23 protein-coding genes are annotated in these 19,247 nt (G+C 42.7%); all 23 read right to left on the minus strand.

The window, feature by feature from the left end:
* Positions 1-213 precede the first annotated feature (213 nt).
* The 23 genes from D8836_RS02885 to D8836_RS03005 all read right to left on the minus strand — a co-directional run bounded on the left by D8836_RS02885 (position 214) and on the right by D8836_RS03005 (position 19,052).
* Positions 214-1,359: an FtsX-like permease family protein gene (locus D8836_RS02885; protein ID WP_125393097.1), complete on the minus strand. Its 1,146-nt coding sequence runs from the start codon at positions 1,357-1,359 to the stop codon at positions 214-216.
* 3 nt (positions 1,360-1,362) lie between these two features.
* Entirely contained in the window at positions 1,363-2,043 is a 681-nt protein-coding gene (locus D8836_RS02890) for an ABC transporter ATP-binding protein (RefSeq protein WP_084887588.1), read from the minus strand.
* On the minus strand, positions 2,040-2,615 hold the full coding sequence (locus tag D8836_RS02895) for a TetR/AcrR family transcriptional regulator (protein WP_125393172.1): 576 nt from the start codon (positions 2,613-2,615) through the stop codon (positions 2,040-2,042). Before D8836_RS02895 ends, D8836_RS02890 begins: the two co-directional genes overlap by 4 nt.
* A 285-nt stretch (positions 2,616-2,900) precedes the next feature.
* On the minus strand, positions 2,901-5,552 hold the full coding sequence (locus tag D8836_RS02900) for a valine--tRNA ligase (RefSeq protein ID WP_125393098.1): 2,652 nt from the start codon (positions 5,550-5,552) through the stop codon (positions 2,901-2,903).
* A complete protein-coding gene (locus D8836_RS02905) occupies positions 5,545-6,123 on the minus strand; it encodes an AAA family ATPase (RefSeq protein WP_125393099.1) in 579 nt (192 codons plus the stop codon). Before D8836_RS02905 ends, D8836_RS02900 begins: the two co-directional genes overlap by 8 nt.
* Positions 6,123-6,683, minus strand: coding sequence for a GNAT family N-acetyltransferase (locus tag D8836_RS02910; protein WP_125393100.1), 561 nt, complete (start codon positions 6,681-6,683; stop codon positions 6,123-6,125). The genes D8836_RS02905 and D8836_RS02910 overlap by 1 nt, the downstream gene beginning before the upstream one ends.
* Positions 6,670-7,248: a flavin reductase family protein gene (locus D8836_RS02915; protein WP_125393101.1), complete on the minus strand. Its 579-nt coding sequence runs from the start codon at positions 7,246-7,248 to the stop codon at positions 6,670-6,672. Before D8836_RS02915 ends, D8836_RS02910 begins: the two co-directional genes overlap by 14 nt.
* A 282-nt stretch (positions 7,249-7,530) precedes the next feature.
* Positions 7,531-7,926 (minus strand): helix-hairpin-helix domain-containing protein, encoded by a 396-nt coding sequence (locus D8836_RS02925; protein WP_000038635.1) that lies wholly within the window; start codon positions 7,924-7,926, stop codon positions 7,531-7,533.
* A gap of 95 nt (positions 7,927-8,021) precedes the next feature.
* Entirely contained in the window at positions 8,022-8,276 is a 255-nt protein-coding gene (locus D8836_RS02930) for a DUF1912 family protein (protein WP_000119707.1), read from the minus strand.
* 9 nt (positions 8,277-8,285) lie between these two features.
* Positions 8,286-9,620, minus strand: a complete 1,335-nt coding sequence (locus tag D8836_RS02935; protein WP_125393102.1) for a DUF438 domain-containing protein — start codon at positions 9,618-9,620, stop codon at positions 8,286-8,288.
* On the minus strand, positions 9,620-9,853 hold the full coding sequence (locus tag D8836_RS02940; protein WP_084930049.1) for a DUF1858 domain-containing protein: 234 nt from the start codon (positions 9,851-9,853) through the stop codon (positions 9,620-9,622). The genes D8836_RS02935 and D8836_RS02940 overlap by 1 nt, the downstream gene beginning before the upstream one ends.
* A gap of 268 nt (positions 9,854-10,121) precedes the next feature.
* Positions 10,122-10,274, minus strand: a complete 153-nt coding sequence (locus tag D8836_RS11140) for a hypothetical protein (RefSeq protein WP_185761584.1) — start codon at positions 10,272-10,274, stop codon at positions 10,122-10,124.
* Positions 10,275-10,394: 120 nt separating this feature from the next.
* Entirely contained in the window at positions 10,395-10,745 is a 351-nt protein-coding gene (rbfA, locus tag D8836_RS02950) for a 30S ribosome-binding factor RbfA (RefSeq protein WP_001273601.1), read from the minus strand.
* A gap of 165 nt (positions 10,746-10,910) precedes the next feature.
* Complete coding sequence (infB, locus tag D8836_RS02955) at positions 10,911-13,703, minus strand: translation initiation factor IF-2 (protein ID WP_125393104.1); 2,793 nt, start codon at positions 13,701-13,703, stop codon at positions 10,911-10,913.
* 16 nt (positions 13,704-13,719) lie between these two features.
* Entirely contained in the window at positions 13,720-14,019 is a 300-nt protein-coding gene (locus D8836_RS02960; RefSeq protein ID WP_125393105.1) for a YlxQ-related RNA-binding protein, read from the minus strand.
* Positions 14,012-14,305, minus strand: a complete 294-nt coding sequence (rnpM, locus tag D8836_RS02965) for an RNase P modulator RnpM (protein ID WP_117305675.1) — start codon at positions 14,303-14,305, stop codon at positions 14,012-14,014. The genes D8836_RS02960 and rnpM overlap by 8 nt, the downstream gene beginning before the upstream one ends.
* A 21-nt stretch (positions 14,306-14,326) precedes the next feature.
* Complete coding sequence (gene nusA, locus D8836_RS02970; protein ID WP_125393106.1) at positions 14,327-15,463, minus strand: transcription termination factor NusA; 1,137 nt, start codon at positions 15,461-15,463, stop codon at positions 14,327-14,329.
* A gap of 43 nt (positions 15,464-15,506) precedes the next feature.
* Entirely contained in the window at positions 15,507-15,986 is a 480-nt protein-coding gene (gene rimP / locus D8836_RS02975) for a ribosome maturation factor RimP (protein ID WP_000338691.1), read from the minus strand.
* Positions 15,987-16,111: 125 nt separating this feature from the next.
* Positions 16,112-16,747, minus strand: coding sequence for a tRNA (guanosine(46)-N7)-methyltransferase TrmB (gene trmB / locus D8836_RS02980; RefSeq protein ID WP_125393107.1), 636 nt, complete (start codon positions 16,745-16,747; stop codon positions 16,112-16,114).
* On the minus strand, positions 16,744-17,538 hold the full coding sequence (ccrZ, locus tag D8836_RS02985; protein WP_000362999.1) for a cell cycle regulator CcrZ: 795 nt from the start codon (positions 17,536-17,538) through the stop codon (positions 16,744-16,746). The genes trmB and ccrZ overlap by 4 nt, the downstream gene beginning before the upstream one ends.
* Before the next feature lie 161 nt (positions 17,539-17,699).
* Entirely contained in the window at positions 17,700-18,311 is a 612-nt protein-coding gene (locus tag D8836_RS02995) for a CPBP family intramembrane glutamic endopeptidase (protein ID WP_125393109.1), read from the minus strand.
* Positions 18,312-18,340: 29 nt separating this feature from the next.
* The gene (blpZ, locus tag D8836_RS03000; RefSeq protein WP_125393110.1) at positions 18,341-18,589 is read right to left on the minus strand and encodes an immunity protein BlpZ; all 249 of its coding nucleotides are present in this window, start codon (positions 18,587-18,589) and stop codon (positions 18,341-18,343) included.
* 58 nt (positions 18,590-18,647) lie between these two features.
* Positions 18,648-19,052, minus strand: coding sequence for a hypothetical protein (locus tag D8836_RS03005; protein WP_033684782.1), 405 nt, complete (start codon positions 19,050-19,052; stop codon positions 18,648-18,650).
* Positions 19,053-19,247: the final 195 nt, after the last annotated feature.

Consider the following 19,247-nt stretch of genomic DNA (forward strand, 5'->3'; position numbering starts at 1 on the left):
GGCTGCAACTCTAATACCAACCACAAACTGCAAGAGGATTCCTACAGAGATAAAGGATTATTTGTTGCGTCAAATCAAGTAAAAAGTTCATTTCAGGTCTTGCCAGTAACTTCGTTTTCTTTCCTTTATTTCATTTTCCCTAGAATAGGGAAAAATCCTTCTCTTGTTAATGAGTTTCATAAGAAAAAGGCTGGAGAATCCAACCTTCTCTATTTATTCAGCTAAAAGTACTTCTTTGATGGTTTGCTTTTGGAGTTTTCTGTTGGATAGATAAAAGAGGCTTTCATAAGCCACAGCAAAACCGATCAAAGTCCAGAAGCAAACATTCCCATCAAAGTGATGCTCAATCTTTTCAGGAACCGTATCTTTGATCACACCAATCAAGATTTCCATGATAGCGTACTGATAAGCTGTCCCAAGAACAAATCCTAGATAGGCCCAGAAACGATAGGGAGATAGGATATGACCTTGGCATTCACAATCTGTATAGCCAAAAGCCTTCATAAGAGCCAGGGTTTCGCGACTTTCTGAGACGACAATCCCCAATGACAAAAAGAGAATAGAGAAAGAAAGGATCAAGCCAATCATGATCATCATGGTTTGAATGATGTCATCTGTGTAGTTCCTTAGACCAAAGGACAATTGAACCATGGCCGCAAAACACATAGAGCCAAAGACGACAAAAAACAGGATAGATTTTTTCCCAAAAATTAGTGACGAAGACAGCTCTTTTAGGAAGTCTTTCTCTTTCTTAGGAGCCCTCTTTCTCCTTTTGACCTTGATTGGTGTTGGGGACTTTTTCAATAAGCGAAGAGCCGGCGTTTGTAGTTGTCTTCTAGCATAACCAACCGCGATAAGCATAAAAAATGCCGTTGGAAGGACCACAAAAGCAAGCAAGAGCTGCCAATGAAAATGAATGGTGATTTCTGGCAGGATCCCCTTTTCATTCCGGAAGTCATAAAAATGTCCCATCATAAGAAAAGAAGCGAAATAGCCAAGAAGCGCTCCGGCACCAAAACTGAGCCCAAATGCCCAAAATCGTTTAGCCAACTGACCATTGCTATAGCCCAAAGCCTTTAAAATTCCTAATTGTTCCTTGTGATCATCGACAAATTGTTTGATATAAAAACACATGAGAAGGACCGACGTCAAGGACAAGACGACTCCACTGACCATAGCCACCATCCAGGAAAGCGAAACCTGAGCGTCATAGTAGGTCTGAATCATGGGATTGGTTTTAGAAATCTCCAACTGCTCGATATCAAGGTAAAAATTCAAGAAGAGATTGGCCACAAAGACCGCACAAGCTCCAATGATACTTACGACAACTAATTTTCGAATATCTTTTACTGAAAACATGGCCTACCACCCAATCTCATAAGCAGTCTGAAGCCGATCATTGGTCACAACTTCGGTAATCTTGCCACTATTGACACGAATGATGGTTCTTGCCATATTCGCAATATTTTGGTTGTGCGTCACCATAATTAGGGTAAAGCCCATCTTTTCCTTTAACTCCCAGATATAGTCGAGAATCTTGCGCCCCGTTTCTTCATCCAGGGCTCCCGTCGGCTCATCTAAGAAAAGAATCTCTGGCTTTTTGGCCAAGGCCCGAGCAATGGAGACTCTCTGCTGTTCCCCACCTGACAATTCACTCGGATACTTGTCCAGCTTATCGCCAAGGCCCAAATCCTCGATAATCTGCAAAAAATCATGATTGTTTGCCAGGTCTGCCCCCATCTTTACATTCTGTCTAACTGTTAGATTAGGCAATAAATAATACTGCTGAAAAATAAAGGCAATCTTCTCACGTCTAAAGGCTGTCAATTGAATATCTGTGAGTTGAGCTAAATCCTGTCCTTGAATGAGGATATGTCCCTCGTCTACCTTTTCTAAACCCGACAGAACGTTTAAGAGAGTTGACTTGCCTGATCCAGAAGGACCGAGGATAACCACATCATCCTGGTCTTGAATCTGCAAATCAATCCCTTTTAAAACCTTGGTTTGGCCGTAACTTTTGTGCACATTTTCTAGTTGAATCATTTCTTTCCTACCATTTCTTTGATGAGGGATTGACAAACCTCTGTCAGTAATCCAATCACTTCTTCCATGCTGAATTGATAAATGCCAGAAGCAAGCATTGAGGCCATCCCGTGCGAGTAGATAAATAGATGCTGGTACAAGCGACCAGCCTCCTCTACATTCAAAGGATAGTCTGCGACGATTGAATCCAGAACCAATTGGTAACTATGATCCTTCATGGGAAGAAAATCTTGAAAGCGACGAATCGGATCTTTGCCGGGATTTTGGAAAAGCAATTGAAAGAGTTGGGGTTCTTTTGAGGCGAAAAGGATATAAGCAACTCCGACGGATCGAAAAGGCTTCTCATCTTCTAAGGCCTTACGAATATACTCCACCACTACCATTTCCGCAGCACCAATAACCTCTGCTTGTAACTCGGCCATATTGGCAAATTGCCCAAAAATGACTCTCGGTGTGGCTCCCAGTTGCTCCGCTAATGCTCGAGCTGTCAAACTAGCCATGCCCTCTTCTCTCACCAATTTTAAAGCTGTCCCAATGATAGCCTCTTTACTAAATTTAACCTTTGGTGGCATAAGACTCCTTTCGCGCAACATTCGTTGCGCAACACTTGTTGCATAAAAGAATACCATAAAAAAGAAAGACTTGTCAAGAAAAAACTGTAAAACACAAAACAAAAAAACAGCGAACTTTTTATTTCTTTGCTACCCATCCGATGGTGTCGCTAGGTGGATTTTCAATATCAATCCAGATGAATTCAATCCCGATCATAATGAGGGTGTTTAGACACCACTTTCTCCAGCAATAAATATTGATTTTATTATACCCAAAAAACACGGCTCATCACCGTGTTTCTGTGTTTATTTCACGAGTTTCTTCATCTCATCAATACGTGCTACAGTCGCGTCGTATTTAGCTTGGTAGTCGGCTTGTTTGTCGCGTTCTTTTTGGACGACTTCTGGTTTGGCGTTGGCTACGAAGCGTTCGTTAGAGAGCTTCTTACCGACCATATCCAGTTCTTTTTGCCATTTAGCTAGTTCCTTGTCGAGACGAGCCAGTTCTTCTTCGACATTGAGGAGATCAGCCAGTGGCAAGTAGATTTCTGCTCCTGTGATGACGCTTGACATTGCGAGTTCAGGTGCAGGGATGGTTGATGCGATTTCCAAGTGTTCTGGATTTGTGAAGCGTTTGATGTAGTTAACATTGCTGTTAAAGAAGGCTTCCAAGTCGCTATCACTTGTCTTAACAAGGATGGTGATTGGCTTGCTTGGTGCAACGTTTACTTCCGCACGCGCATTACGAACAGCACGGATCAAGTCTTTGAGACTTTCGACACCAGTGTGGGCAACAAGGTCTTCAAAGGCTGGGTTGACAGTTGGGTATTCTGCTGTAACAATAGAGCCTTCTGAGATTTGTCCAAAGATTTCCTCTGTCACAAATGGCATGATTGGGTGAAGGAGACGAAGGATCTTGTCCAATGTGTAAAGGAGAACAGAACGTGTGATGACTTTCTCTTCTTCATTTTCGCTATAAAGGACTTCCTTGGTCAACTCAACGTACCAGTCCGCAAACTCATCCCAGATGAAGTTGTAAAGGATGTGGCCAGCCACACCAAATTCAAACTTGTCAAAGTTGGCAGTAGCTTTTCCGATGGTTTCATTGAGGTTGTGGAGAATCCAGCGGTCTGTGACATTTCCAGCTTCCTTGTTAACAACTTTTTCCACATTAGCCGTTGCTTGCTCAAGAGTCAAGCCTTCATTATTCATGAGGATGTAGCGAGAGATGTTCCAAATCTTGTTAATAAAGTTCCAAGAAGCATCCATTTTCTCGTAAGAGAAGCGCACGTCTTGCCCTGGTGCAGAACCGTTTGAAAGGAACCAACGAAGGGCATCGGCACCGTATTTCTCGATAACATCCATTGGGTCAATCCCGTTACCAAGAGATTTAGACATCTTGCGTCCTTGCTCGTCACGGATAAGACCGTGGATAAGGACGTTTTGGAATGGCTGACGGCCAGTGAATTCCAAAGATTGGAAGATCATACGAGACACCCAGAAGAAGATGATATCGTAACCTGTTACCAAAGTTGAAGTTGGGAAGTAACGTTTGAAGTCTTCTGAGTCGACATCAGGCCAGCCCATGGTTGAGAATGGCCAAAGGGCAGAACTGAACCAAGTATCCAAGACGTCTTCGTCCTGAGTCCATCCGTCACCTTCTGGAGCTTCTTCGCCGACGTACATTTCACCCTCAGCATTGTACCAAGCAGGGATTTGGTGACCCCACCAGAGCTGACGAGAGATTACCCAGTCGTGAACATTTTCCATCCATTGGAGGAAGGTATCGTTGAAACGAGGTGGGTAGAATTCTACCTTGTCCTCTGTGTCTTGGTTGGCAATGGCATTTTTGGCCAATTGGTCCATCTTAACGAACCATTGAGTAGACAAGCGTGGTTCAACTACGACACCAGTACGCTCTGAGTGACCAACACTGTGGATACGTTTTTCGATTTTAACGAGGGCACCGATTTCTTCCAGCTTAGCAACGACTGCCTTACGAGCTTCAAAACGGTCCATGCCTGCAAAGTCGAAGGCAAGCTCATTCATAGTTCCGTCGTCGTTCATGACGTTGACTTGTGGCAAGTTGTGACGTTGACCCACCAAGAAGTCGTTTGGATCGTGAGCAGGTGTGATTTTCACGACACCAGTACCAAACTCAGGGTCTGCGTGCTCGTCCCCAACGATTGGAATCAATTTATTAGCGATTGGAAGGATGACGTTTTTTCCAATCAAGTCCTTGTAGCGTGGGTCTTCTGGGTTGACCGCAACGGCTACGTCCCCAAACATGGTCTCAGGACGAGTTGTGGCAACTTCAAGGGCGCGTGAGCCATCTTCTAGCATGTAATTCATGTGGTAGAAGGCACCTTCGACATCCTTGTGGATAACTTCGATATCAGAAAGGGCTGTGCGAGCTGCTGGGTCCCAGTTGATAATAAATTCACCACGGTAGATCCAGCCTTTCTTGTAAAGGTCCACAAAGACCTTGCGAACGGCTTTTGACAAACCTTCGTCAAGGGTGAAACGCTCGCGAGAGTAGTCTACAGAGAGCCCCATTTTGCCCCATTGTTCCTTGATGGTAGTAGCATATTCGTCTTTCCATTCCCAGACCTTCTTCAAGAAAGATTCACGACCCAGGTCATAACGGCTAATCCCCTCGCCACGCAAGCGCTCCTCAACCTTAGCTTGAGTCGCAATCCCAGCATGGTCCATTCCCGGAAGCCAAAGTGTGTCAAAACCTTGCATGCGTTTTTGACGGATAATGATATCCTGCAAAGTTGTATCCCAAGCGTGACCAAGGTGGAGTTTACCAGTTACGTTTGGTGGTGGAATCACGATTGAATAAGGCTTAGCCTTTTGATCGCCTGAAGGCTTGAAAACATCAGCATCAAGCCATTTTTGGTAACGACCAGCCTCAACCTCGGCTGGATTGTATTTAGGTGAAAGTTCTTTAGACATGTGTTTGTCCTTTCTCTATTGTATTCATTTTATCTTGAATTTGCTTAGCAGCTTCTTCTGCAGACAAATTCGTATTATTTATTTTAAAGTAGTGGTGCAACTCATTCGGTTGATGTCGGGAATTTAATTGAAGGGTTTCAGCTGTCTCTAAAATTTCTCTTTCAGATATCTCAATATGCCGTTTCAAGGGCTTGTGCTTCAACCGGTTCTCCGTTTGATTTCGACGTAAACGCTCCTCAAGACTTGTTTCCAACTCAACAAACAGAATCTCTTGATGAAAGTTATCCAATAAATCCTGAATTTGCTTTAAATACAGCAGCTGGTACTGATTTGAAAAATCAATTACGTCAGTTAAAATTACTGATCGCTGATTTCTTGCACTTGCTCCAAGGAAAGAAAAGGTGATTCCACGAACAAATTCCCACATTTCCTCTGTAAAGTCCTGATAGATTTCTAATGCAAAATCGATGGCTTGATGGTTATAAAAGAGGGTAGCATCTGTCAGTCGAGATAACTCTTGACCAATCGTCATTTTTCCTGAGGCCGGAGCACCAATGATGAAAAGATGCATCAAATTACCTCCCACTCACTTCTCAGCAAGCCATATATCAGACTGTCACAGCGGTTTCCTTGAACATCTTTACGGTCTCGGATGCGAGCTTCAAGAGTAAAACCAAGTTTTTCTGCAACTCGTTGACTTTGGATATTGTAGCCAAAGCAAGAGAGTTCAATCTTGTGAAGACCTAGTTCTCTAAAAGCTATGTCAATCAAGGCACGCGCTGCTTCTGGAACATAACCTCGACCCCAATAGTCTGGGTGCAAGGTATAACCAATCTCCAGCACATCGTCCTCGTGGCGGTGATTGAAGTCAACAGAACCGATAACATTATTAGTCCCTTTGGGCACAATTCCATAACCTGCTGGGAGATTTTCCTTTTGATTGCGCTCGGGTAGGATATGCTCCAGATAGTAAATTTCATCTTCCAAGGTCTTGACGGGTGGAAAGCCTGCTGGGTAAGAAACTTCTGGGAGACTAGCATAGTCAAAGATATCCTCTGCATCCGCCACTGTACGGACTCGTAAGACCAGACGCTCTGTTTCCAAGCGTTCTGGTAACTCAGCTCTTGTCATCCTTCTTCCTCGCTTTTTTGATGAAGCTCCCCTTAATATCTACACGCTTGTCCAGATAACGATAGACGCGCTGATATCCATCTCCCATGAAATATGTTGGGGCAAACAGTTCATTTCTAAAATGCCCCTTTTCATCCAAAAGTTCTGGGTCAACAAGTCGCTCAACAATCTTAGCAAAGATATGGCAGATTCCATCTTCCTCGATAATCCGATCTACCTGACAATCCAAAACGACTGGACAATCCTCTAAAATCGGTGCCTGAGTCCGTTCAGAAATTTCATAATGCACTCCCAAACGTTCCAATTTCTCCTGATGACTGATAAAACCAGCCTGCTCCATCTCGAGCATGAGATTTTCATCAGGAATATTCACAGTAAATTTTTGATAATGTTTAATTTGCTCTGCAACATTCTCTCTCGCAACGACTCCAACCACAATCCAATCTCCTAGACTATAAGAGGAACTACAGGTCGTGATGTTATATCCAAAATTCTGATCTTGATATCCTAAAATAAAAACAGGAAAGCCATAGTATAGTTTATTAGTTTTAAATGATTGTTTCATAACAACCTCCTTTGCCTAAGACACAAAAAATCGTCCCTGCCATCTACATGACAGGGACGAATGTGCTTATCCGCGGTACCACCCAATTTCGGGCAGAGCCCGCAACTCTCGTCTTTAAAACAAAAAGACACTTTTATTTCAATTTTTCATCCATTAGCAACCAGTTTTGACACATTTGTGGACTTCTCAGCACCGCCACTTTCTGTAAAATGTGGGATTCAAAACACCTCTGATGGCTTTATTGTAACAAGATTTTGACGAAAATGCAAGGATCAAGAAAAATTACTTGAACTTGATACCATTTTCCTTCAATTTCTTGATGGTAGCTGGGCCGATTCCTTTCAAGGCAAGGAGTTCTTTTTCAGTCCAGTTTTTGAAATCTGACGCAGACTTAATTCCTTCATCATAGAAAGTTTTGGCACGGTCAAGTGGGAGTCCACCCAAGTTTGCTGCAAAATCTTCTACAGAATTGGCTACTTTTTGAGCTTGCTCTTTGGTAGCTTCTACTGCTTGTTCAACTTTTTTAGAAACAGCCTTACCAGCTTGGCTTGCTGACTGCTCTGCACGTTTTACGACTTTCTTTGTCTCTTCTACAACCTTAGTCACAGTACTTGAAAAGGCACCTGCGCGACGGAGGCTATTTCGTAATTGTTTTTTACGATTGAGTTTCTTTGACATGATAAAATCCTTTCAATAAAAAACCCCTGTTCTGACAAGGATTTAATATAAATATTCTATCAAGATTTTAGTAAAAAATCAAGAATCAATCTCTTTTAATAATTTCGCTCACCAAACAAGCCTTCTGGCAAGTCATGGAATCCCTTGCCTGCTTTGAAGTTTTCAAACTTACCAAGCAAGAACTGATAAGCATCCAAGCGACTTTCGTAGCGAATCATGGCATCTTTGGCACGCTCGTCTTGGTCTTCTTCGTAGACTTTTTGGCTTTCCTTGTGCGCCATGTCGTTAATCATGATTTGGGTATTGACCCAAGCTTCAAATTCCTTCATAAATTCTTGTTCGTAACTCATTTTTTCTCCTTATTCTAATCCGCGGAAATAGTCCGTGTCAATCTCACGGTAGGGTTGAATATCCTGAACGTACTCCAACACACCTTGGAATTCTCCCTCTTCATCGTGCACTGCTGCGTAGGTGATGTGGACAAACTTGCCTCGTGACTCAGACTTGAACCACATTTCATACTTGTCTTTGCTTCCCTCACGAAGTCCCTTCATGATGGTTTTGACCTTGTCCAAGTACTTAGGCGGATGGCAAAGTTCAACATTACGCCCGACTTGGGACGGTGTCCGTTTGAAAATCATCTCATCAGCTGGCGTATTGTCATTGTAATACTGGAAAATATCCTCTTTATTGACAAAGGTAATCTCCATAGGGAGGTGATTGAGGATGAGATTGGCCTGCTCGACTGAGAGATAGCCATTGCCAAAAGCCTGTTGACTATGGCGGTCCAGCACTGCTTCCTTTTCCTTAGGGGTAAAGGTAATGGTAAACTGGCCTTCTGGCGTATCGATAACTTGTTGAACTTGGCCTTCTGGCGTATCTAGTTGTACGGGCTCCTCTGCACTCTTTTCCTCAACAAAACTCTGGCGTTCTGGCACCCATTTCTCAGACGGACGGATAATAGCATAGCCATAGGCATCGCTCTCCTCCGCAATCTGAAGCCAGTCATCCTGAGTAAAGGATTCAAGGAGAATCATGAGAAGGATGGACTCTTCCTTGAAAATCATACTTTCAAACTCTGTCGCAAAGGCTTCAAAAGTTTCCTTTACAGTGCTAATCGACACTTCTGGTAGTGACTTGGCTGTCGCTAAAGCTGTTTGAAAGAGTTCCCTAATCTGGTCATCCACTCCCCACATAACTTTCGGAGGCGAATCGTGACCATAGCGCTCCATGATAGGAAAGAAAAGTTCTTCTTTACGTTGGTAATGAATATCAAATTGACCTACAAGTCCCATCTGACGCACCAAACCCTTACGCATCTCCGCAAGCATTTCTTCATCTTCCATAGACTCATAGGTATCTAACAATCTCCGAATGCGAATCAAGGCCGCACGGAGGGCTAGATTTTCTTCTTTGAAAATCCGAACTGGGTGACCTGGGTGCTCGGTATCTGCAACTTCGACATCCTTAACAGCATTTTTAAAAAGATTGGCATGAACATCACAGAGTTCCATGACATCTTCAAAGGTAACACCTGAGTCTGAGTTCATCAGCTCGTGCTCCATAAGGGAAATCTCGATGGCTGAAACACCTGTAAAGGTCGCATCAAAGCGCTCCTGAACCGACTCAGGAGAGGCGCCATTATGCAATTCTAACAAAATATCCCGTAGGACATGAATCCGTTCATCTGCCATTAGTCTAATCCAACCACTTCGTAGCCATTCGCTTCCAGTGTGCGGACAATCTTGTCCATAGGGGTTCCTTCCAGCTTAGAACCCTGTTTGAGCGATACTTTGCGACCGATAGTATTACGCATCAAGGGATTAGCAAGGGGTTTAAAACCCAGCTCCACTAGGATTTCCAAGACTTCTGGATGCTTATCCACCACTTCTGCAACAGGAATTGACACATCGATGATATTGTCCATGACGACCTCCATTGTATGTTCTAATACTCAATGAAAATCAAAGAGCAAACTAGGAAGCTAGCCGCAGGTTGCTCAAAACAGTGTTTTGAGGTTGTGGATGGAACTGACGAAGTCAGTAACCATACCTACGGCAAGGTGAAGCTAACGTGGTTTGAAGAGATTTTCGAAGAGTATAAAATGATTTTACTGCTTATATTATACCATATGGAAAGAGATTAAAAAACTAGCAGTATAAGACTTGCTAGTTCTCTGAGATTTGAATTACGGACTAAAAAAGTTTAAATAGCCAATCCAATAGCTTAAATAATAGCTTGTAAAACAGCAATTGGACTGCAAAAGAGATGATCATCCACAAGAATTTCAAAATCCCAATAATCGGTTTGATAAAAATAATGGCAAGAAGTGCCCAGAAAAATTTCATTCTCTCTCCTCTGACTTGATGAGCCACCGAGCCGTATCCATTAACTTGTCTGCAATAAAAAGTTTCCCTAGCATGCTTTATAGCCATTTCCCCACCAAAAAAGAGGGTTACCCCTCCTTCTTAGTTTTTATCCAGATTGCGTAGCATTTCGTCAATCTTGTTTCCATACTCGATGGACTCGTCTTTGACGAAGGTCAAATCTGGGATTTTGTACAATTTCAAATTACGACCAAGTTCACGTTTGATAGTACCAGTTGCTTTTTCAAGCCCGATTTGGGCTTTTTGATTATCCGAAGCAAGGTTACTCAAAATGGTGTAGTAAACCTTGGCTACAGACAAGTCACCTAGCATCTGAACATCTGTGATGGTCACACCTTGGACACGCGGATCTCGGACTTTCTTTTGCAAAATCTCATTGACTTCACGCTTGATTTCCATGCCCACACGATCCGTACGGAAATGATTTGCCATGATATTCCTTTCTCTACTTTGAACCAAAAGCTAGGCCAGCAGACCTAGCTATTTCTATTAGATAGAGGAACTAGAGCCATTTGAATCTAGGAAACAAGCCTTAGATAGAACTGAGGTTCATCAAGGCGATGTTGACGACGAGTCAAATGAGCTATCGTTTCTCTATTATCGTTTGATTTCTTCCATGACATAGGCCTCAATCACATCATCCATCTTGATATCATTGTAGCCATCAATCATCAATCCACCTTCACGACCGTTTGTAACTTCTTTGACGTCGTCTTTGTAGTGTTTCAAGCTTGCGAGTTCACCGTCATAGATAACAACACCGTCACGGATAACACGGACTTTAGAGTCACGGGTAACCTTACCGTTGATAACCATGAATCCACCGATAGTTCCCACTTTAGACACCTTGAAGGTTTCACGAATAACTGCTTCACCGATAACTTTTTCTTCAAATTCTGGATCAAGCATCCCTTTCATGGCTTCTTCCATCTCTTCAATAACCTTGTAGATAATGCTGTGAAGACGGATTTCCACATCGTCAGCTTCTGCTTGTTGACGAGCTTGTGGTGTAGGACGTACGTTGAAACCAACGATAAAGGCATTTGAAGCTTCGGCAAGGGTTACGTCTGATTCGTTGATCGCACCGACCGCTGAGTGAACGATGGTCACTTTGACACCTTCCACGTCGATCTTTTGAAGTGAGGCAGAAAGGGCTTCAACAGAACCTTGTACGTCGGCCTTAATGATAACGTTAACTGATTTGAGTTCACCAGCTTTAAGGGTATCAAAGAGGTTTTCAAGACTGACACGTTGGGTAGCTTGACGTTGTTTCATAAGGGCACGTTTGGCACGCTCTTCACCTGCTGCACGCGCAGATTTTTCATCCTCGTAAACGGCAAAGTGGTCACCCGCCATCGGTGCTTCATTCAAACCTGTGATTGAAACTGGTGTTGATGGTCCAGCAACCTTAACACGACGACCAAGGTCGTTGGTCATAGCACGGACACGACCGAAGGTATTTCCGACAACGATTGGGTCTTGAACATTCAAGGTACCTTGTTGAACAAGAAGGGTTGCGACCGCACCTTTTCCTTTATCCAAGCGAGCTTCGATAACTGTACCGATCGCACGCACTGTTGGGTCTGCCTTGAGTTCTTGGATTTCAGCCACAAGAAGGACTGTTTCCAACAATTCTTCGATATTTTGGTTGAATTTAGCTGAGATTTCAACAAATTCAGAATCTCCACCCCAAGCAGTTGACATAACCCCATGCTCTGCCAATTCACCGATAACGCGTTCTGGGTTGGCACCTGGTTTATCAATCTTGTTAATGGCTACAATAATTGGAACATTCGCTGCTTTTGAGTGGTTGATGGCTTCAATTGTCTGAGGCATAACCCCGTCATCTGCCGCTACAACCAAGATGGTAATATCGGTAACAGAAGCACCACGCGCACGCATAGACGTAAAGGCCGCGTGTCCTGGTGTATCCAGGAAGGTGATCTTCTTGCCATTTTCAACGATTTGGTAGGCACCGATATGCTGAGTGATACCACCTGCTTCACCTGTCGCAACACGAGAGTTACGAAGGGTATCTAGGAGTGTTGTTTTACCGTGGTCAACGTGTCCCATGATAGTTACAACTGGTGGACGCTCAACCAATTCATCTTCATTGAGATAACCATCTTCGACAAAGAAACGTTCGATGTCGGCATTATCCACTTCAACTTTTTGTTTGGCTTCGATACCATAATCCACCATGAGGAGTTCAATTGTTTCCCCATCCAAAGATTGGTTTTGTGTGGCCATGACACCCATCATAAAGAGTTTCTTAACGATTTCAGCTGGTTCACGTTTGATACGTTTTGCGATTTCCGCAACGGTCATACCATCTGTATATTCAAATTCTGTTGGCAATTCATGGAATTTACGTTCTGTAACAGGTTTTGGAGCCTGATTACGGTTGTTCTTGTTATTGCCTTTTTTGTTCTTTTTGTTGTTATTCCAGTTACTATTCTTTTGATTTCTCACTTGATTTTGACTACTTCGATTCTTTTGTTGTTTTCTAGGACCATCTTCTTCGTGATCATAATCATCACGTTCTTTGTCTGGTCGAGCTTGTTTTTTACGACGTGTATCCACTGGCGCTTCTTTAGCTACAGGAGCTGGTTCAACCACTGCTTGAACTTGTTGCGCTTGTTCAGCTAACTTAGCCACTTCTTCAAAGATTTCCTCTGGCTCCTTGCGTTTGTTTGCTTGGGCCAAGGCTTCTTTGGCAGCCTGAGTCTGCTTGAAACGTTCCTCACTTGAACGGGCGTACTCTGCATTTTGCTCTGCTTTTAGAGCCGCTGCACGGGCTTTAAAGTCAATACGTGGAGTCGCTTGATTTGGACGTTTATCCTCTTGTTGACGGCGCTCATTACCACGATTTTGCTGACCTTGCTGTTTCTTAGCTTGGTCATTAAAGCGACGATTGTCGCGGTTTCCTTGACCTTGTTTTCCACCATTACGGCCGTCGTTTTTCTGACGGTTTCCGTTTTGTTGTTGGTCACGGTTATTGCCCCTATTTTGCTTGCGTCGTTCTGCCTGCTCTTTGGCACGAGCTTCACGCTCAGCCTTAAAATTACGGCTTTGCGGTTTAGCTGCTACTTTGTCTGCCTTCGGAGCGACTGGCTCAGCCGGTTTTGCCCCTTCCTTAGCTACAGCTGTTTTTGCTGGCTCAGATTTCTCGACTTTCTTTTCTGCACTTGCTTTTGGTACTGCAGGTTTTGCTTCTGCTTTCGGAGCAGCTGCAGGCTTAAAGCTGGCAGCGATTTTTGCAGCGACAGCTTCTTCCACACTTGATGAGTGGCTTTTCACATCCAAGCCCAACTCTTTTGCACGCGCTACAACTTCTTTACTTTCTTTTCCAAGTTCTTTTGCGATTTCGTACAATCTTTTCTTAGACAAATCATGTCCTCCTCTTCTATTCCATAAGAGACCTCATTTTCTTTGTAAATCCAGCATCTGTTACAGCCATAACCTTTCTCGATTTCCCGACTGCTATGCTTAATTCCAGTGTTGAAAACACGGTTACAATTTCTACTTGATAATACTGACTTTTATCTTGAATCTTCTTGGTCAGATTGGGGCCAGCATCATGGGCTAGAAAGACCAACTTGGCCTTGCCGTCTTGAATGGCCTTAACGACCAATTCTTCACCCGATATGATTCGGCCTGCTCGCTGAGCGAGTCCCAAGAGATTGCTTATCTTTTGCTTATTCAAGTCCTAACTCTCTTCTTTTCACTTTGTGATCCACATAAGCGATCAACTCGTCATAAAAGCTTTCTTCAACTTCCATATTAAAGCTGCGGTTAAAGACCTTCTTCTTTTTCGCCTCTAGGGCTTCTTTATTGTCTAGCTTGATATAAGCGCCGCGGCCATTGGCCTTGCCTGTCGGATCGATAAAGACTTGTCCTTCCTTGTTCTTGACAATACGGAGCAAATCACGCTTATCAATCACTTCATTAGACACAACAGACTTGCGCAAAGGGATTTTTCTCGTTTTCATCTTTCCCTCCTCTAGCAGCTTTTATTCTTCTACAATATCGTTTTCTGATCCCAAATCTACCGAACCAGTTTCTTCCATGGCTTCAAATTCGCTAGCAGACTTGATATCGATACGGTAACCAGTCAAGTGAGCTGCCAAGCGAACGTTTTGTCCACGACGACCGATAGCAAGAGAAAGCTTGTTATCAGGAACAACCACCAAGGCACGTTTGCTGTCGTTTTCGTCAAAGATAACTTGGTCAACTTCAGCAGGAGCGATGGCATTGTAGATAAATTCAGCTGGATCTGCTACCCACTCGATAACGTCGATATTTTCTTCGATTGGCACCATACGGTCGCTCTTGGCATCGTAGCGAGCTGGGTGGAACTTGCTGGTAATCTTCTTGATATTAGCACCACCACGTCCAACGATTGTACCGATAGCATCCACGTTTGGATTGTGGCTACGAACAGCAACCTTGGTACGGTCACCAGCTTCACGAGCCACGCTCATGATTTCAACAGTTCCATCATAAACTTCTGGAATTTCTTGCTCCATCAAGCGTTTGATCATTTCTGGATGGCTACGGCTAACAAAGACGTTTACACCACGAGGGTTGTCTTCAACCTTGTAGACATAAACTTCGATACGATCATGAGAAGCAAACACTTCTCCAGGGATTTGGTCTTGTTTTGACAATTGGGCCTCGATACTGCCAAGGTTGACGTAGATGAAGCGATTATCAAATCGTTCTACAGTACCAGACATGATTTCTTGCTCATGTTCTTTGTAAGTATTGTAGGTGATGGCACGTGTTTGCTTACGCATTTTTTCCATGATGGTTTGTTTGGCAGATTGAGCTGCTACACGACCAAACTCAGCAGGTGCTTCTTCAAACTTGATTTTGTCTCCAAGTTCATAGGCTGAATTAATGGCAAGAGCATCTTTCAAGCTGATTTCCAAACGGCTATCAAATACTTCATCCACAACTTCACGGACAGTATAAACTGTAAAGTCACCTGTTTTTTCGTTGAAGTCAATAGCTACGCTGTCTGATTGACCATAGCGTCTGCGATAAGCGGAACGAAGCGACTCTACTACTGCGTCGATGATATCTTCTTTTTTGATTCCCTTGTCTTCTTCCAAAATGCGGAAGGCCTCTAGCATTTCTTTACTCATGTTTTCTTCACTTTTGAATCCTCAAAAGCTATCCTTTCTTTTTCTATAATTTAACTGCTAAACGTGCTTTTGATACTAAACTGTATGGAATTTGGACAGTTTTCTTACGTGTCTTGTCCATATATTCCATGGTCAACTCGTCCTCTTCAAAGGCCAACAAGGTTCCTTCAAAGACCTTTTGCTTATCGATGGCTTGGTAGAGCCCGACATGGATGTATTTCCCAACCGCTCCAGCGACGGCATCCTTGGTTTTTAAAGGACGTTCCAAGCCTGGACTGGTGATTTCTAGGAAATATTGTTCTGGGAAGGGATCTGGCTTGATGGTGTCTAGGACAGGACTGATAATTTCTGTCAAGTCTGCCGTGTCGTTCAAGGTAATTCCTTCAGGTTTATCTACAAAAATACTGAGAATCATGTCACTGCCAATCTTTCCATACTCGATATCCACGAGTTCGAAAGGTGCTTGTATGACAGGTTCTACAACTTCTCTGACTAATTCTACGATTGTTGCGATTGCGTCCACCTCCTCATAAGCAAGAGGCGAAGATATTTCCCCGCCTCACTTTTCATATTCTTACTCTTAGTATAGCACGTTTGCCAACTTATGTAAAGCAAAAGCACTTATACAGCCTGATTTTAGGCTATTTCTTAAAATTCTGCCTCAACTCGGTAGATAACTTGCCCCTTGTTGGAGAATTTTTGCTCGTATTCTGTCATGACATTGCCTTCAAAATCACTGGCATGTAAATCAAGCCAGACACCATTGAGCTTCATGCCATACTGAGAAAAGCTCACTAAACTGTACTCAAACAAGCCACGGTTATCCGTCTTGAAATGGATTTCTCCATTTTCAGGCAAGATACGTTTGAAGGTATCCAAGAAGGTTTTATAGGTCAAACGACGCTTTTCATGGCGTTTTTTAGGCCAAGGATCTGAAAAGTTCAGATACAAACGATCAATCTCACCGTCTTCAAAGTAGTCAGTCAAGTCAGAACCATCTACCCACAAGAGCTTGATGTTAGGTACTCCAACTTCAAGCACCTTGTCCAAAGCGTAGCTCAAAACAGACTTTTGAATATCAATCCCGATATAGTTGATATCAGGGTTTTGCTTGGCCATACCTGAAACAAAGGCACCCTTTCCACTTCCAACTTCCACATGAATGGGATGATCATTGCCAAACAAGTCCCGCCATTTTCCCTTGGCTTCCAAGGGATTGAGGACCACATACTGGGGATTTGCCTCTAGTAATTCTGTCGCCCCTTTACGATTTCTAACTCTCATCTTCTCTTTCCATACTTGTCTCGGAAGTGACGCAAGCCATGAATCTCCCGATTGACATTTTCTAAATCTTGGTTCATATAATACTTGGAAATCTGGCTCAAGTAAGACAATTGACCGTACCAATACAATTTATTTAATACCGTTTGATTGTACTTGTAACCGTAGTAGGTCAACCATTCCTTCCACTGATGTTCTGGAATATAATGGCAGAGCATGTGGGCCACATCAAACATACGGTCGGTCAAGCGAACCGAATCCCAATCTACCAAATAAATCAAGCCACTGTCTGTCTCAATCCAATTACTATGTCGTACATCTCCATGGACAATGGTCGCATGGTCCTCTCTAAATCCTGGAATAGTCTGACGTAAATCAGCCATCACTTCACTGATAAAATGATTTTTACGCAAAGCATCTGGAGCCGTTTCCTGCCAAGACTGTAGTAAATCTACAGGTGTTTCCATGGCATATCCCAAACGACTCAACTGTGTCATCAACGGACGTGAGCGATGAAGGCGGGTTAAAATATTGACGATTTGTTTACGATTCATATCATAGGGGGTCAATATTTTGCCTGTCAACCATTCTTGAGCACACATATCACGCCCATCTGCCAAACGGCGACTCCATAATAATTGTGGAGCAATTTGTTCTCTAGCTAGACCAGGTAGGATTGGAGAGGTGTTCATTTTTACAAAGATGCGCTTCCCATCAGGATAGCTACCCATATAAGCCTTGCCACTTTTCCCAGGTATGGGAGTCAGTGTTAGCTCATTATCACCCAAATCCATTTCTTTCCTCCGTATAAAGTTTCCTTACTATTCTACTAGTTTTTGGCCTATTCGTCAACCGCTCCACGCCCGATTCTCAAAGAAAAGCCTCTGGATTGGCTTGGGTATCATTATAGAAAGAAAAAGGCAAGCACCGTCTTCTGCTTACCTTTTCATGATTTTTATAAATAATATAAGAGTGGCCAAGCATTGTAAAACATGTGAACTAGAGTAGAAACCCATAGGTTTTGGCTCTTTTTATAAGCAAAGCCCAGCAACAAGCCCCCGAAAAGATAATAGCAAAACGAAGGAATATCATAAGGTTCATGCATGAAAGAAAAGAGAGAGGAAGTCAGTACAAGCCCCAGCCAAGAATTATCAAAAACTGCACCTTGAAGAAGCCCTCTAAGCATGAATTCCTCCTGGATAGGTGCCAAAACTGTAGCACTAACAATAAAGGAAAGCGAAAGTCCTTTACTAGCTTCCTCAAGGTGTTGATCCGAAGCACCAGAAACAACTGAGAAAAAAGCATGATAGCTAATACTTACAAGCACAGTGAGAAGAAAAATTCCAATGAACAGCAAGAGTTGTTTCCTGCTTAACATCCCAAAAGAAATCATGTCAAACCATTTCGCATAGCCAAAACTAAGGAAAAGCAAGAGACTCTTTATCATAATGAATGTGTACTGGTGTTGAAAATAATCCCCTTGATTGACGGAATATCCCGCTGTACCAATGATTGCAAATACTAAAAATCCCAAAAACAAGGCATGACACTTATTGAAAATGGCCATAAAGCTATCCTCCTCACCAAACAGACTTCCTACACGTCATTCTTTAGATCTAGTCTTTCCAAAACAAACCATTTGAGTAACCAAAATCCGACCACGTAGCCAGCCCCTAAGAATATAGCCATTAAAGCTAGCATGGAATTTAGGGAATTAAAGACCACCGCAGATACAAAGGTTAGCACAAAAACATTAAAGGCAATGGTGTCAGAAGCCAAGACCAGAATATAAGGTGTCAACCAGTCTAAGGTTTTGGAATCTAGGAAAAATAAGTGTTTATACATGATAATCTCCTCCTGCCAGTCTATAGACTAGCCCCAGATTAAGAAGAAAACTCTTCCCCTACTTTTTATAATACTTCAATCCCCAAATGAGCAGAAGCATGATAATCAAGCAGAGAATAGCGCCAATATAGGCAATTAATTGTTGATAGAATTCTCCTGCTGTGACACCTCTATACAAACAAATAATAGACATAAAACCTGTCAAACCAATGAACATAAGTTGATTTGTTCTAGGACTAACCAAATCATCATCTTCAAACTCTCTTATCCTCATCTCCCTAGTGAGGTAAACAGTAACTAAAATTGAAGCCAAGTTAAGAACCACTAAAAGAAATTGGAAAACCAAGGAAAAATTTAAAAACTGACGAGATAGAAATAGATAAGTAGAGACAAGTAAGGGCAACTGACCTAGGAACAGTCTCGCAAGGAAGACGTTCCGTTTTTTAGCAAGAAAAGTTTTCATTTCTTTGCTCCTTTCTTTTTAGTTAAAGCAAAATAGATCACAACCGCAATCATATAGGCTATGGTATAAAATAGATGATACCAAATACTCTCCCTAAGCGGATAAAGAAGGGTAGACATGATCAGATATAGAACGAAAATAATCAGTATTTTTTTCTTCATAAAATTTCCTCCTAAATGTATGCTTTATCTTAGT

Source organism: Streptococcus mitis (genome assembly GCF_003942995.1).
Taxonomy (GTDB): domain Bacteria; phylum Bacillota; class Bacilli; order Lactobacillales; family Streptococcaceae; genus Streptococcus; species Streptococcus mitis_CV.

What these genes read in the sequence shown, in the direction of transcription:
- D8836_RS02900 (WP_125393098.1), bottom strand. Translation starts at nt 5,552, where the DNA reads ATGTCTAAAGAACTTTCACCTAAATACAATCCAGCCGAGGTTGAGGCT.
- D8836_RS02890 (WP_084887588.1), bottom strand. Translation starts at nt 2,043, where the DNA reads ATGATTCAACTAGAAAATGTGCACAAAAGTTACGGCCAAACCAAGGTT.
- D8836_RS11140 (WP_185761584.1), bottom strand. Translation starts at nt 10,274, where the DNA reads ATGAAATTTTTCTGGGCACTTCTTGCCATTATTTTTATCAAACCGATT.
- D8836_RS02910 (WP_125393100.1), bottom strand. Translation starts at nt 6,683, where the DNA reads ATGACAAGAGCTGAGTTACCAGAACGCTTGGAAACAGAGCGTCTGGTC.
- D8836_RS02885 (WP_125393097.1), bottom strand. Translation starts at nt 1,359, where the DNA reads ATGTTTTCAGTAAAAGATATTCGAAAATTAGTTGTCGTAAGTATCATT.
- trmB (WP_125393107.1), bottom strand. Translation starts at nt 16,747, where the DNA reads ATGAGAGTTAGAAATCGTAAAGGGGCGACAGAATTACTAGAGGCAAAT.
- rnpM (WP_117305675.1), bottom strand. Translation starts at nt 14,305, where the DNA reads ATGAAAACGAGAAAAATCCCTTTGCGCAAGTCTGTTGTGTCTAATGAA.
- D8836_RS03005 (WP_033684782.1), bottom strand. Translation starts at nt 19,052, where the DNA reads ATGAAAACTTTTCTTGCTAAAAAACGGAACGTCTTCCTTGCGAGACTG.
- D8836_RS02905 (WP_125393099.1), bottom strand. Translation starts at nt 6,123, where the DNA reads ATGCATCTTTTCATCATTGGTGCTCCGGCCTCAGGAAAAATGACGATT.
- D8836_RS02930 (WP_000119707.1), bottom strand. Translation starts at nt 8,276, where the DNA reads ATGAGTTACGAACAAGAATTTATGAAGGAATTTGAAGCTTGGGTCAAT.
- D8836_RS02935 (WP_125393102.1), bottom strand. Translation starts at nt 9,620, where the DNA reads ATGGCAGATGAACGGATTCATGTCCTACGGGATATTTTGTTAGAATTG.
- D8836_RS02925 (WP_000038635.1), bottom strand. Translation starts at nt 7,926, where the DNA reads ATGTCAAAGAAACTCAATCGTAAAAAACAATTACGAAATAGCCTCCGT.
- nusA (WP_125393106.1), bottom strand. Translation starts at nt 15,463, where the DNA reads ATGAGTAAAGAAATGCTAGAGGCCTTCCGCATTTTGGAAGAAGACAAG.
- ccrZ (WP_000362999.1), bottom strand. Translation starts at nt 17,538, where the DNA reads ATGGATTTGGGTGATAATGAGCTAACACTGACTCCCATACCTGGGAAA.
- D8836_RS02895 (WP_125393172.1), bottom strand. Translation starts at nt 2,615, where the DNA reads ATGCCACCAAAGGTTAAATTTAGTAAAGAGGCTATCATTGGGACAGCT.
- blpZ (WP_125393110.1), bottom strand. Translation starts at nt 18,589, where the DNA reads ATGTATAAACACTTATTTTTCCTAGATTCCAAAACCTTAGACTGGTTG.
- D8836_RS02915 (WP_125393101.1), bottom strand. Translation starts at nt 7,248, where the DNA reads ATGAAACAATCATTTAAAACTAATAAACTATACTATGGCTTTCCTGTT.
- D8836_RS02940 (WP_084930049.1), bottom strand. Translation starts at nt 9,853, where the DNA reads ATGGACAATATCATCGATGTGTCAATTCCTGTTGCAGAAGTGGTGGAT.
- rbfA (WP_001273601.1), bottom strand. Translation starts at nt 10,745, where the DNA reads ATGGCAAATCATTTCCGTACGGATCGTGTGGGCATGGAAATCAAGCGT.
- D8836_RS02995 (WP_125393109.1), bottom strand. Translation starts at nt 18,311, where the DNA reads ATGGCCATTTTCAATAAGTGTCATGCCTTGTTTTTGGGATTTTTAGTA.